General features: G+C 70.7%; 13 protein-coding genes. 8 read left to right on the top strand and 5 right to left on the bottom strand.

The genetic code is table 11. The features are described from left to right. Positions 1-127 precede the first annotated feature (127 nt). Positions 128-1,609 carry a peptide MFS transporter gene (locus BGO46_RS03505; RefSeq protein WP_292673280.1) on the bottom strand — a complete coding sequence of 494 codons (1,482 nt, stop codon included), beginning with the start codon at positions 1,607-1,609 and terminating at the stop codon, positions 128-130. A gap of 102 nt (positions 1,610-1,711) precedes the next feature. Then, positions 1,712-3,109, bottom strand: a complete 1,398-nt coding sequence (locus BGO46_RS03510; protein WP_292673557.1) for an MFS transporter — start codon at positions 3,107-3,109, stop codon at positions 1,712-1,714. 98 nt (positions 3,110-3,207) lie between these two features. On the opposite strand from BGO46_RS03510, the gene BGO46_RS03515 reads away from it, so the two are divergent. From BGO46_RS03515 to menC, 5 genes are all read left to right on the top strand, one after another. Beyond that, positions 3,208-3,927, top strand: a complete 720-nt coding sequence (locus BGO46_RS03515) for a GNAT family N-acetyltransferase (RefSeq protein WP_292673278.1) — start codon at positions 3,208-3,210, stop codon at positions 3,925-3,927. A gap of 122 nt (positions 3,928-4,049) precedes the next feature. After that, on the top strand, positions 4,050-4,448 hold the full coding sequence (locus BGO46_RS03520) for a hypothetical protein (RefSeq protein ID WP_292673276.1): 399 nt from the start codon (positions 4,050-4,052) through the stop codon (positions 4,446-4,448). Between the two features lie 75 nt (positions 4,449-4,523). Continuing rightward, positions 4,524-4,967 carry a MarR family transcriptional regulator gene (locus tag BGO46_RS03525; protein WP_292673274.1) on the top strand — a complete coding sequence of 148 codons (444 nt, stop codon included), beginning with the start codon at positions 4,524-4,526 and terminating at the stop codon, positions 4,965-4,967. Positions 4,968-4,991: 24 nt separating this feature from the next. After that, entirely contained in the window at positions 4,992-5,414 is a 423-nt protein-coding gene (locus tag BGO46_RS03530) for an organic hydroperoxide resistance protein (protein WP_292673271.1), read from the top strand. 256 nt (positions 5,415-5,670) lie between these two features. Then, on the top strand, positions 5,671-6,804 hold the full coding sequence (menC, locus tag BGO46_RS03535) for an o-succinylbenzoate synthase (protein WP_292673269.1): 1,134 nt from the start codon (positions 5,671-5,673) through the stop codon (positions 6,802-6,804). 180 nt (positions 6,805-6,984) lie between these two features. On the opposite strand, the gene BGO46_RS03540 is transcribed toward menC, so the two are convergent. After that, positions 6,985-8,409, bottom strand: coding sequence for a flotillin family protein (locus tag BGO46_RS03540; RefSeq protein ID WP_292673555.1), 1,425 nt, complete (start codon positions 8,407-8,409; stop codon positions 6,985-6,987). 175 nt (positions 8,410-8,584) lie between these two features. Between BGO46_RS03540 and BGO46_RS03545 the strand changes: the two genes are divergently transcribed. Together BGO46_RS03545 and BGO46_RS03550 are read left to right on the top strand one after the other, a co-directional pair. Next, positions 8,585-8,974: a DUF4870 domain-containing protein gene (locus BGO46_RS03545; protein WP_292673266.1), complete on the top strand. Its 390-nt coding sequence runs from the start codon at positions 8,585-8,587 to the stop codon at positions 8,972-8,974. Between the two features lie 92 nt (positions 8,975-9,066). Next, positions 9,067-10,455 (top strand): glycine--tRNA ligase, encoded by a 1,389-nt coding sequence (locus BGO46_RS03550; RefSeq protein WP_292673264.1) that lies wholly within the window; start codon positions 9,067-9,069, stop codon positions 10,453-10,455. Between the two features lie 116 nt (positions 10,456-10,571). On the opposite strand, the gene BGO46_RS03555 is transcribed toward BGO46_RS03550, so the two are convergent. Together BGO46_RS03555 and BGO46_RS03560 are read right to left on the bottom strand one after the other, a co-directional pair. Continuing rightward, on the bottom strand, positions 10,572-10,997 hold the full coding sequence (locus tag BGO46_RS03555) for a DUF1801 domain-containing protein (RefSeq protein WP_292673262.1): 426 nt from the start codon (positions 10,995-10,997) through the stop codon (positions 10,572-10,574). Beyond that, positions 10,997-11,566, bottom strand: coding sequence for an HhH-GPD-type base excision DNA repair protein (locus tag BGO46_RS03560; RefSeq protein WP_292673260.1), 570 nt, complete (start codon positions 11,564-11,566; stop codon positions 10,997-10,999). Before BGO46_RS03560 ends, BGO46_RS03555 begins: the two co-directional genes overlap by 1 nt. A 176-nt stretch (positions 11,567-11,742) precedes the next feature. Here BGO46_RS03560 and BGO46_RS03565 point away from each other — a divergent pair, with 176 nt between their 5' ends. Continuing rightward, positions 11,743-13,275, top strand: a complete 1,533-nt coding sequence (locus tag BGO46_RS03565; protein ID WP_292673258.1) for an FAD-dependent oxidoreductase — start codon at positions 11,743-11,745, stop codon at positions 13,273-13,275. Positions 13,276-13,295: the final 20 nt, after the last annotated feature.

Consider the following 13,295-nt stretch of genomic DNA (forward strand, 5'->3'; position numbering starts at 1 on the left):
CCACTCACCGGCCGCCCGTACCCAACTGCAAGGCCGTGCGGGCGACACGCCGGGCAGCGCGCGCGGCCGGCGGCGTGTCGCGCACGATCCCTTGCAGTTGTGTAAGTGAGCAGGCGGCGGATGCCCCCTACCGCACGCCGCGCATCAGCTTCAGCACGGGCCGCACCGCGAGCAGCAGCGCGACGCCCATCACGATCGCGACCCCGCCGATCGTCGTGAAGTAGGGCACCTGGTCGTCGGGGTCGTAGAACTGCGCGAGCCAGCCGGCGATCGCCGTGCCGAGCGCGACCGACAGGAAGAACAGCGCGACCATCTGCGTCATGAACCGGTGCGGTGCGAGCTTCGTCGCGACCGACAGCCCCACGGGCGACAGCAGCAGCTCGGCGATCGTGAAGCCGAACAGGATCAGCACGATCGCCATCAGCGGCGTCGAGTTCGCGCCGCCGTTCGCCCACGGCAGGAACAGCAGGAACGACGCACCCATCGCGATCGCCGCCAGTCCGAACTTCACCGGCGTCGACGGCTGGCGCTTGCCGAGCTTGGTCCACAGCGCCGCGAAGACGCCCGAGAACACGATGATGAAGATCGGGTTGATCGACTGCACCCACGAGACGGGCATCTCCCACCCGAACAGGGTGCGGTCCAGCTGCTTGTCGGAGTAGATCGTCAGCACCGTGAACTGCTGCTGGAACAGCGACCAGAACCCGACACTCACGACGAACAGTGGGATGAACCCGAACACGCGCGACCGCTCGACCGCGTCGATGTGACGCGACGAGAGGATGACCGCGAAGTAGGCGATCGCCGCGAGCACCGTGACGACGATGACGATCGTGGCGAGGTTGTCGGCGCGGATGATCCCCGTCAGCACACCGATGACGATGAGCAGGATGCCTGCCGCAGCGACCGCCCACAGCAGCGGGAACCGGCTGCGCGGCAGAGGGTTCGGTACGGAGCGGGCGGCGGCGGGCAGGGACTTGCGCCCGAACGAGTACTGCAACAGTCCCGCGGCCATGCCCACGGCGGCCAGCCCGAAGCCCCAGTGGAAGCCGAGGGTCGACTGCATGAGGCCGGTGAGGATGGGGCCGAAGAACGCGCCGAGGTTGATGCCGAGGTAGAAGAGTGAGAAACCGGCATCCCGTCGCACGTCTTCTGGGCTGTACAGGGTGCCGACGACCGACGTCGCGTTGGCCTTGAGCCCGCCCGATCCGACGGCGATCAGGACGAGACCGGTGCCGAGCCCCAGAACCCCGGGCACCAGCGCGAGCGCGAGGTGGCCCGCCATGATGACCCACGCGCTGAGGAAGAGCACGCGCTCTGATCCGAGGATGCGGTCGGCGATCCACGCGCCGAGGATCGTCGACAGGTACACCGCCCCGCCATACGCGCCGACGATGCCGGTCGCGACGCCCTCGTCGATGCCGAGCCCGCCCTGCGCGGCGGAGTAGTACATGTAGATGAGCAGGATGCCCTGCATGCCGTAGAAGCTGAACCGCTCCCACATCTCGACGCCGAACACGTGGGCGAGGGCCCACGGCTGCCCGAAGAAGCGGGTGTCGTGGTCGCTGGCGGTGGTCGCGGTGGTGGCGTCGTCGCGCGCGTCGCTCATGCTGGTCACGCTAGCGCAGGCGACCCCGCGCCGTGCAGGTGGCGCTGCGGCATAGCTCGCGAGAGCTGAGCTGGTCGTGCGCGCCACCTGGACCGCGCGACGTCACTCCGGGAGTGAAGGATGCGTCTCGCGCGGGTCGCGGCCCGCCGGGATGAACGCCGCCATCACGAGGGCGATCACGGCCGCGCCGATGCCCAGGGCGAACGTCGCCTGGAAAGCGGCCGCGGTCGGCACCTGCACGCCGCCTTGCACGGTCGACATGCTCGCCAGCACGGCGGCCACGACAGCGGCGGCAGCGCTCGTGCCGAGCGAGCGGAACAGGGCGTTCAGGCCGTTCGAGGCGCCCGTCTCGCTCTGCGGCACCGACCGCATGATGAGCATCGGCATGGCCGCGTAGCCGAACCCGATGCCGACGCCGATCAGCACGTTCGCGACCAGGATGTGCCACACCTCGCTCGCGAGCACGAGGCTGAACCCGTACGCGGCGATGAGCGCGATCGCGCCGAGCACGAGCAGGCGGCGCGGCCCGACGGTGCCCGCGAGACGGCCCGAGTACGGCGAGAGCACCATCATCACGAGGCCCGACGGCATGATCACGAGGCTCGCGGCCAGCAGCGTCAGCCCGAAGCCCGCGGGCGGCGGCAGCTCGAGCAGCTGCGGGTACGACACGTTCGAAGAGAACAGCGAGAAGCCCATCGCGATCGAGGCGAGGTTCGTCAGCAGCACGGGCCGGCGCGCCGCGACACGCAGGTCGAGCAGCGGCTCGGCGACGCGCAGCTCGTACCAGCCCCACACCAGCAGGATGCCCGCGCCGCCGAGCCCGCACGCGAGCACCGGGGCAGACAGCCATCCCCACTGATCGCCGCGCGAGATCGCGAGCAGGATGCCCGTGAGACCGATCGCGAGCCCGGCCGCGCCCGCATAGTCGAAGCGCCCCGCCGTGCGCAGGACGCTGACGGGAACGATCCACAGCACGAGGACGAACACGATGACGCCGAGCGCGGCGGCCATCCAGAACAGGGTGTGCCAGTCGGCGTACTCGGTCGCGAGAGCACTGATGGGCAGGCCCAGCGCGCCGCCGACGCCGAGCGTGGCACTGATCAGGGCGATCGCGGAGTCGACGCGATCTTCGTGCAGCACGTCGCGCAGGATCGAGATGCCGAGCGGGATCACGCCCGTCACGGCGCCCTGCAGGGCGCGTCCGACGACGAGCCAGACCAGGCCCGTCGACAGCGCGGCGATGACCGACCCGACGATGAGGGTCGCGACGAGCACCAGCACGATGCGGCGCTTGCCGTACATGTCGCCGAGGCGCCCGGCGATCGGCGTCATGACGGCCGCCGCCAGCAGCGTCGCGGTCACGACCCACGCGGTGTCTTCGCGGCTCGCGCCCAGCAGTTCGGGCAGCTTCGCCTGGATCGGCACGACGAGCGTGAACATGAACGAGGATGCCAGTCCCGCGACCGCGAGAACCGCGACGATCGCGCCCTGCCGAGGCATCCGGGTCAGGCGCCGTCGATCGTCCTCATCTGAATGCATCGCAGTAAGGCTACCGGTTGCCAGAGGTGGTCGGGGCGGCGCGGGAGTACCGTGATGCCATGTTCGAAATCGACGACCTCGCCGTGCCGGCTGGAATCGAGATCCGCGTGCTCGACACGGTCGAGCAGGTGTTCGGGGCGTCCGCGGTGCTCGGTGAGGTGTGGGGCGGCGACCGCACCGGGATGCCACCGAACCTGCTGCGCGCGCTCGCGCACTCGGGCAACTACGCCGTCGGCCTCTACGACGGCGACCGGATGATCGGGGCATCCGTCGCTTTCTTCGCCGCTCCTGCCGAACGGTCGATGCACTCGCACATCACCGGGATCCTCGACGGCTATCGCTCGCAGGGTCTCGGCCGGCTGCTGAAGGAGCACCAGCGGCAGTGGGCGTTCGCGCGGTCGGTGGGGCACATCACCTGGACGTTCGACCCGCTCGTCGCGCGCAACGCGCACTTCAACCTGCGCACGCTCGGCGCGCGCGTGACCGAGTACCTCGTCGACCAGTACGGGGCGATGGATGACGGCGTCAATCGCGGCGACGAGTCCGACCGGCTCATGGTGTCGTGGGCGCTCGCGGCACCGGCATCCGCCCCACGCGAAGAAGACGTCGTCACAGCCGTCGCCGTGCCGCACGACATCGAGGCGCTACGCCGCGAAGATCCGGCCGAGGCCCTGGACTGGCGCTACCGCGTGCGCGACGCGTTCGGCGGACTGCTCGCCGACGGCTTCCGCGTCGGCGGGTTCGACGAGCGCGGCTACCTGTTCGTGCGGGCGGTGTGAGTGCGGGCGCGGTCGGTGCTTGCGGTGTTGGGCGCGTCGCGTGTTCGTAATTCAGTCTCTGCAGTCGCGGATGGCCCGATTCCCGCCGTTTCCGCCCGCGCGCGCGTCGGATTGACTGAATTGTGAACGCGGAGAGCGGGGCTCAGGGCGTGCCGCCCGACTGGACGGTGCACAGGCGCGACGACGGTGAGGCCGTCGGATGGATCCACCCGGCCGGCGACACCTGGAGCGCCGTCGATGTGCTGGGGCGTGAGGTCGTGGCATCCGTCGACTGGTTGGCGGCCGAGGCCGCACTCGAAGGCCGCGGCCTGGGGTTTCTCGCCGAACCGTGGATGCTCGAGCGCGAGGGCCAGCGCCCGCTGCGCGTGCGCCTGGTCGAGGTCACGCCGGCGCGGATCGTCGTGAAGACCGACGACTACGGCGACATCAACCGGCCGATGGAGCGGTTCGAGCTGCCGTGGCCGTTGCCCGCCCGGCTGCGGCCGCCGCGTGCGGACGATCCCGACCCGCGGGTGTTCTGAGAGGCCGCTCGGGGTGAGTCTCCCTGCTGGCTGAGATACGTTGTGCACAATTCAATTGCGTGCAATTATTAGTGCATGACCACGCCGCTCGACGACTTCGTCTGCTTCGCGATGTACACCGCGTCGCACGCGACCACGCAGGCATACCGCGAAGTGCTGCGCCCGTGGAAGCTCACCTACCCGCAGTACCTCGCGCTCGTCGTGCTCGCGACGGGGGAGCGCACAGTGTCGTCGCTCGGCGACGACCTGGGCCTCGACTCGGGCACGCTCTCGCCGATGCTGCGCCGCCTCGAGACCCGCGGGCTCGTGCAGCGCCAGCGTGACGACGCCGACGAGCGCGTCGTGCGCGTCTCGCTGACCGACGCGGGCCGCGCGACCCACGCCGACGTCATGGACGCGGTCGGATGCCTCGTGCCCGCCTTCCAGCAGGGCGGCGACCTCGGCGCGCTCGTTCGCCAGCTCGCGGCCATCACTGAGAGCATGCGCACCCTTGCCGGCGAGCTCCGCACTGCCGGCTGAACAGACCTCCACGAAAGGAAACCCATGGACATCCTCTACACGGCCGAAGCCCTCGCAACCGGCGGTGGCCGCAACGGCCACGTGCGCACGACCGACGGCATCCTCGACACCGACGTGCGCGTGCCGAAGGAGCTGGGCGGTGCGGGTGGCGCCCCGAACCCGGAGCTGCTGTTCGCCGCCGGCTACGCGGCCTGCTTCCACAGCGCCCTGCAGTCGGTCGCGCGCGCCCAGAAGGTCGCGATCGACGGATCCAGCGTCGGCTCGCGCGTGAACCTCGGCCCGAACGGCCAGGGCGGGTTCGGCCTGTCGGTGCAACTCGAGGTCAACATCCCCGAGGTCGACCCCGTCGTCGCGCAGCAGCTCGCCGACGCCGCCCACCAGGTGTGCCCGTACTCGAACGCGACGCGCGGCAACATCGACGTCACGGTCACCGCCGTCGACGACTGACCCGCGGGCGGGCGGCGGCGCGTGGCGCCGGGCCGCGGGCGGCGGCGCCGGGCTCCGGTGGGCGGCGCCGTTCGGTCGGGCGGTCGAAAAGCAGGCTCACTTGTCGCCTGGGGCGCCCGGGCGGTGCCCAACGCACAATACAGCCGGCTTTTGGGCGCCGGGTGCTGGGCGCTGGGCCCTGGGCGCCGTGCGCGGGGCGCTGGCCCGCGGGGCGCTGAGTCGCCGGGCGACCGCCGGCCGGGCGTAGCCTGACCGCATGCCGATCGCCCGACCCGCCGCCCCCATCGCCCTCGAAGCCGTCGAATTGCGGGTGCTGCACCTGCCGCTCGTCTCGCCGTTCACGACGTCGTTCGGCACCGAAACGGTGCGCGAGGTCATCGTCGTGCGGGCGCAGACCGCTGGCGGCGACGGCTGGGGTGAGATCGTCACGCAGCAGGCGCCGCTGTACTCGAGCGAGTACACGCAGGGCGCGTGGGACGTCGCGCAGCGCTACCTCGTGCCGGCGCTGCTGGATGCCGGGACGTTCGCCCCCGAGCAGGTCGCCGGCCTCCTCGAGCCGTTCATCGGACATCGGATGGTCAAGGCGGGGCTCGAGCTCGCGGTGCTCGACGCCGCCCTCCGTGCCGAGGGACGGCCGCTGGGGGAGTACCTCGGCGCAACGGTCGATCGCGTGCCGAGCGGGGTGAGCGTCGGCATCCAGCGCTCGCCCGAGGCCCTGGTCGAGACCGTCGGCGGCTACCTCGACGAGGGCTACGTGCGCATCAAGATCAAGATCAAGCCCGGCCGCGACATCGCCGACACGGCGGCGGTGCGGGATGCCTTCGGAGCGATCCCGCTGCAGGTCGACGCCAACTCGGCCTACACGCTCGCCGACGCTGACATCCTTGCTGAGCTCGACCGGTTCGACCTGCTGCTGATCGAGCAGCCGCTGCAGGAAGACGACATCGTCGACCATGCGACGCTCGCGGCGCGCCTGCGCACGCCCGTGTGCCTCGACGAGTCGATCGTCTCGGACAAGGCCGCCGCCGACGCGCTCGCGCTGCGCGCGGCATCCGTCATCAACATCAAAGCGGGGCGCGTGGGCGGCTACCTCGAGGCGGTGCGGATCCACGACCGCTGCCGCGCGGCGGGCACGCCGGTGTGGTGCGGCGGAATGCTCGAGACCGGCATCGGCCGCGCGGCCAACGCCGCGCTCGCCGCGCTGCCGGGGTTCACGCTGCCGGGCGACGTCTCGGCGTCGGGCCGCTTCTACACGCGCGACATCGTGGCCGAGCCGATCGTGCTCGACGACGGCCACGTGCGCGTGCCGACCGGGGCCGGGATCGGGGTAGAGATCGACCCCGTCGCCCTCGACGACGCGACGGTCGAGCGCGTGCTGCTGCGCCGGTGATGGCGCAAGGCTGACGCTGCTGCGCCGGTGACGGCGCGAGCCGACGCATAACTCAGGCAGATCGGCCTCCCGGGCGCCCGCCGGGGCGTTTTCGGGCGATTCTGCCTGAGTTATGCGCCGTGGTCGGTCGCGACCCCCGGGTCGCGAACCCGGGGGTCGCGACGCCGCGAGCGTGACGCCCTACTCGGCCGGCGCGGCTTCAGCGGTCGCGGCCTCGGCCGGAGCGGCGGCCGCCGGAGCGTCGGTCTCGGCCGCGAGGGCAGCCGCCCGCGCGCGGCGCGCGGGGGCAGCGTCTTCGGCCAGGCCCTGTGCGATGCCGCGCCCGGTGGCCTGACCCTGGATCACCTGACGCAGGTCGATTCCGGTCGCGGCCTCGATCGCGTCGAAGCTCGCGCGCAGGCTCGACGCCGACTCGGCCGCGATGTGGCTGGATGCCCCTTCGCCGCCCAGCACCGTGATCGAACCCACCTTGTCGAAGCCGCGGGCGAACTCCGTCATCATCGGCACGAGGGCCTCGAGCGCGCGCTGCGCGAGCAGTGCCTCTTGGTTGTGCGACAGGGCCTCAGCCTCGGCCTCGATCGCGGATGCCCGGGCCTCACCCACGAGGCGCACGGCGTCGGCCTCGGCCTGTGCGCGCAGGCGCGTCGCCTCGGCTTCCTGCGCGGCGATCTCGGCGCGCGCCTCGGCGGCCTTGATCTCGGCGTAGGCCGCGGCATCTGCGGCACGCTGACGCTGGTACAGGTCGGCGTCGGCGACCTTCTTGATGTCGGCGTCGAGCTGCGCCTGCTTGTTCTCGGCGCCCTGGACCAGAACCGCCTGCTCGCGCTCGGCGCGGGCGAGGGCCTCGGCCTGCTCTGCTTCGGCGCGGGCTCGACCGACCTCGGCCTGTGCGGCGGCGGCGTTCTTGTCGAACGCCGTCTGCTCGACGAGGTTCTGCTCGTCGGTGGCGATCTGGCGGGCCCGCACCTCACGTGCCGCGTTGATGCGGGCCACGTCGGCCTCGCGGCGCACGCGCTCGACCTCGGTCGCGCCGAGCGCGTCGACGTAGCCGTTCTTGTCGGTGATGCCCTGGATCTGGAACGAGTCCAGGATCAGCCCCTGCGCGAGCAGGTCGCTCTTGATGCCCTCGGCGATCTGGTCGCTCAGCTTCTGGCGGTCCTTCATGAGCTGCTCGACGGTCAGCGTCGCGACGACGCCGCGCAGGGCACCCTCGAGTTGTTCGGTGGTGAACTGCTCGATCGCGCCGTCCTGGCTGAGGAAACGCTCCGCGGCGCGGCGTACGAACTCGGGGTCCGACCCGATCTTCACGAGCGCGACTCCCGACACGTTGACCGTGACACCGTTGGATGCCTGTGCCGTCGGCTCCATCTTGATCTGCCGTGCGCGCAGCGAGATCATCTCGGCGCGCTGGGTCAGCGGGTTCACGAGCGCACCGCCGCCGGTGATGACCGAGATGCGCGACGAGGCGCCATCGGCGCCCTTCTGGCTCTTGCCGACGACGACGAGCGCCTGGTCGGCCTTGGCGACCTTGTACCAGGCCCGCACCATGATCAGGATGAACACGAGCAGGATGATGGCGGCGACGGCGGCGATCGCGATGATCACCAGGGCGCTTCCGGCGGCGAAGATGTCCAAGAGGGCGACTCACTTTCCATACGTCGATGTCCTTCGACCGTATCGGGTGGATGCCTGCGGCCGCTTCCCTCGCGCGGGGGAATCCGCGCCCGAATCTCTGGAAAACCCCCTGCGGCGAGGCGGCCGCGACCCCTAGGCTGAAGTCATGACGACGCCTCCCCCCAACCAGCCGCCGTACTCGCCGCAGGACGGAGTCCCCGCCGCGCAGCCGCTCAACCCTTCCGACGAGAAGCTGTGGGCCACTCTCGTCCACGTCGGCGGCATCTTCTTCTCCTTCGTGCCCGCCCTCATCGGCTACCTCGTGCTGAAGGACCGCGGACCATTCGTGCGCGCGCACACCGCGACGGCACTCAACTTCCAGATCACGATGCTCATCGCGCAGATCGTGGCGGGCATCCTCTGGCTCGTCTTCGTCGGCGTGCTGCTGACGATCGCGATCTCGATCGTGACGCTCATTTTCTCGATCATCGCCGCGATCAAGGCCAACCAGGGCCAGTGGTACACCTACCCAATGACCATCAAGTTCGTCAGCTGACCGACGACTAGACTTGACGGATGCCGCCGCGCGCGGCATCCGTCTTCTCTTTTCTGCGCACATCGCGCGTTCACGACCATTTGGAGCCACCTGTGGCCGAGCAGTCTCGTCTCGACAAAGTCATCGCCCTCGCCCGTCACCGTGGGTTCGTCTTCCAGGCCGGCGAGATCTACGGTGGGTCGCGTTCCGCGTGGGACTACGGCCCCCTCGGCACCGAGCTCAAGGAGAACATCCGTCGGCAGTGGTGGCAGACCTTCGTGCGCGGTCGCGGCGACATGGTGGGCCTCGACTCGTCGGTGATCCTGCCCAAGCGCGTGTGGGAGGCATCCGGTCACGTCGCGACCTTCACCGACCCGCTCGTCGAGTGCCTGCAGTGCCACAAGCGATTCCGAGCCGACAACCTCATCGAGGACTTCGAGGCGCGCAAGGGCCGCAAGGCTGAGAACGGCCTCGCCGACATCCCGTGCCCGAACTGCGGCACGAAGGGCCAGTACACCGAGCCGAAGTCGTTCTCGGGCCTCGTGAAGACCTACCTCGGCGTCGTCGACGACGAGAGCGGCCTGCACTTCCTGCGCCCCGAGACGGCGCAGGGCATCTTCGTGAACTTCGCGAACGTGCTCACCGCGAGCCGCAAGAAGCCGCCGTTCGGCATCGGCCAGGTCGGCAAGGCGTTCCGCAACGAGATCACGCCGGGTAACTTCATCTTCCGTACGCGCGAGTTCGAGCAGATGGAGATCGAGTTCTTCACGCCGCCCGCCGAAGCACAGGAGTGGTTCGAGCACTGGGTCGCCGCGTGCTGGGACTGGTTCCTCGACCTCGGCATCGACCCCGAGAACATGCGCCAGTTCGACGTTCCCGAAGACGAGCGCGCGCACTACTCGGCCGGCACGATCGACTTCGAGTACCGCTTCGGCTTCCCGGGCAAGGAGTGGGGCGAGCTCATGGGCGTCGCCAACCGCACCGACTTCGACCTGTCGTCGCACATCGAGGCATCCGGTCAGTCGCTGACCTACTTCGACCAGGCATCCGGCGAGAAGTACGTGCCGTATGTCATCGAGCCCTCGTTCGGTCTGACGCGCTCGATGATGGCGTTCCTCGTCGACAGCTACCGTGAGGAGGAGGTGCCCAACGCCAAGGGCGGCACCGACACCCGCACGGTGCTCAAGCTCGATCCGCGCCTCGCGCCGGTCAAGGTCGCGGTGCTGCCGCTGTCGCGCAACGAGAACCTGTCGCCGCTCGCGCGTCAGGTCGCCGACACGCTGCGCGCGCAGGGCTGGAACATCGACTTCGACGACGCCGGCGCGATCGGTCGCCGCTACCGCCGCCAGGACGAGATCGGCACGCCGTTCTGCGTCACGGTCGACTTCGACTCGCTCGACGACGACGCCGTGACCGTGCGTGACCGCGACACCATGGCGCAGGAGCGCATCCCGCTCGACGGCCTCGTCGCGTACCTGGGCGAGCACCTGCGCGGCGCGTGAGCTGACGGCGGGGCGCCTGTCGCCCGGGCATCCATGTCCCACTTACTGCAGACCATGTCCCAATAAACGCTGGTTTCGCACCCGGTGACCAGCACTTTTTGGGACATGGTTGGTGCTCAACCCGTGATGGTGATCTCCGCGCCGGGAGGACCACCCGCGATGGTCGCGTCGAAGCAAGACTGCAGGATGCCCCGAAGCACGCCCATATCCACGAGCTCGAGGTCCTTGAGGTAGAGGCACGAGACGCTCGAGGTGTGCGGGCCGAGGGCCGCCAGCGCATCCGTGTGCGCCGCGATCTCGTCGAGGTAGACGGTCGATGCGGGCTTGCGCGGGGCGAAGGCGAGCAGCGGCATGTCGCCCTCGGTTCCCGTCGAGTAGCGGTAATGGCAGCGCCCGAACCCGATGATCCCGGACGTCCACATCTCGGGTTCGCGGCCCGAGATGTCGCGCATCAGGGCGATGAGCGTGTCGGCGTCGCGGCGCCGCTTCGCCGGCGCGACACCCGCGACGAATGCCGCGACCGAGACACCTGTGGTGTCCATCAGGCGCCCTTCGCGGCAGCCTTCATCGCCTTCTTGTGCTCGCGGACCTTCGCGAGCGATTCCGGAGAGACGATGTCGGCGACGGAGCGGAACGACCCCTCGTCGCCGTACGGGGCGGATGCCTCGCGCCAGCCCGCTCCTGTGAAGCCGTACTGCTTGCCCAGCAGCGCCAGGAAGATCTTCGCCTTCTGCTCGCCGAAGCCCGGCAGCGCCTTCAGGCGCTTCAGCACCGTAGCGCCGTCGGGGTCGTCGCGGGTCCACAGCGCGGAAGCGTCGCCGCCCCATTCATCGACGAGCGCCTGGCACAGCGACTGCACGCGGCCGGCCATCGATCCCGGGTAGCGATGCACCGCGGGGGTCTCCTTGAACACCGCGGTCAGGGCTTCGGGGTCGTAGCCGGCGAGCGTCGCGGCATCCAGCGACCCCGTGCGCTGCTCGATCTTCAGCGGACCGGTGAACGCCGTCTCCATCGCGATCTGCTGGTCGAGCAGCATGCCGACCAGCAGTGCGAGCGGGCTGTCGGTCAGCAGGTCGTCGGCGGCGGTGTCTCCGGTGATGTGCAGGGCCATGGCATCCATCGTCGCACTCCCAGTGGTGGGCGCAAGCGGGGGATGCCTCGTGGCGCGAGCGCGCGTTCATCCGTCCCGAAGGGTCGCCCGTGGGCGCGTGGAGCGACAACTTGGGACGGATGAACGCCCCGCACCCCGCGCCGTCGCGCACACCCCGCGGGTGCGAGGATGGGAGGATGCCGCAGGACACCGCGCCCGACTCCGGTTCGCCCGATGCCTTCCTGCGCGCGAGCCGCACGCGCGTCGTCGTGGTCGGCGGGGGCATCGCGGGGCTCGTCGCAGCCCTCGAGTGGGCGAAGATCGGCGCCAACGTCACGGTGCTCGATGCCGCCGAGCAACTCGGCGGGTGTGTGGAGACGCTCACGCTCGACGACCTGCCGGTCGACGTCGTGGCGGATGCCTTCGCCCTCGGCTCCCCGGCCCTGGCGGCCCTGCTCGACGAGCTCCACCTCAGCGCCGCCGTCGAACCCCTGCGCCCGCGGCCGGTGTGGATCGCGCCGCTCGCCGGAGGCGCGGCCGCGCCGCTGCCGGCGGACACTGTGCTCGGCATCCCCGCGAACACGTGGGCTGACGACGTGCGCCGCATCATCGGGTGGAGCGGCGTGTGGCGCGCCTACCTCGACCGGCTGCGCCCGCCGCTCACGATCGGACACGAGCGCAGTCTCGGCAACCTCGTCCGCACGCGCATGGGCGACCGCGTCGTCGACCGGCTCGTCGCTCCGGTGACGCGCGGGCTGTACGGCATCGGTCCCGATGAGGTCGATGTCGACGTCGCGGCCCCGGGTCTGAGTGCGGCGCTCACTCGCGCCGGGTCGCTCGCCGGCGCCGTCGCGCAGCTGCTGCCCGAGTCGGACGCGGCACCCACCCGCGCGACTCTGCGCCGTGGCATGGGCCAGCTCGTCGACGCACTCGTCGCGCGCCTGACCGACCTCGGCGCCGAGCTGCGCACCGGCGTCCGCGTGATCGGCCTCGCCCGGAGTGCAGACGAGTGGGCTGTCGAGCTTGAGCCTGCCGCCGACGAGCCCGACGCCGGCGAGTCTGCGCTGATGGATGCCGGTGCGGATGCCGCGCCAGAACTCCACGCCGACATCGTGATCGTCGCGACGGATGCCTCGCCGGCATCCGCCCTGCTGCGCAGTGTCGCCGTCGCCACCGCGCCCGGCCGGGTGACCGAGCGCGATGTCGTCACGCTCGTCGTCGACGCGCCGCAGCTGGATGCCGCGCCCCGCGGCCGCGCGGTCTACCCCGTGCCCACCACGGGCGCAGCCGCCGCCGCGCCCGGCACCGGCACGCCCCGCGTCGTCGCCGTCGCCCAGCCCACGGCTGAGGCGGCCTGGCTCGCCGAGGCCGCCGGCCCCGGCCGCCACGTCCTGCGCGTCACGCTCGAGGCTACGGCCGGTGCCGATCCCGAGTCGGTCACGGCCGCTGCCCGTGCCGGAGCCTCGGAACTCCTCGGCATCCCGCTACCTGACCCGCGTGCCGTGGCGCATCGGCGCGTCGCGGTCACCGAACCGGCATCCGCGCTCGGCCACGCGCAGCGCGTCGCCGACGTGCGCGCCGCGGTCGCCGCCCGGCCGGGCCTCGCCGTCGTCGGTGCATGGATCGCGGGCAGCGGGCTCGCGCGGGTCGTGACGGATGCCACGGCAGAGGTCGACCGGCTGCGCAGCAGCGTGCTGTGGGGACCGAGCGACCCTTCGACCCCGAGCTGAGCGGGGTGGCGCGCGGCGTA

It is taken from the genome of Microbacterium sp. 70-16 (assembly GCF_001898315.1).
In the GTDB taxonomy this organism is placed as follows: Bacteria; Actinomycetota; Actinomycetes; order Actinomycetales; family Microbacteriaceae; genus Microbacterium.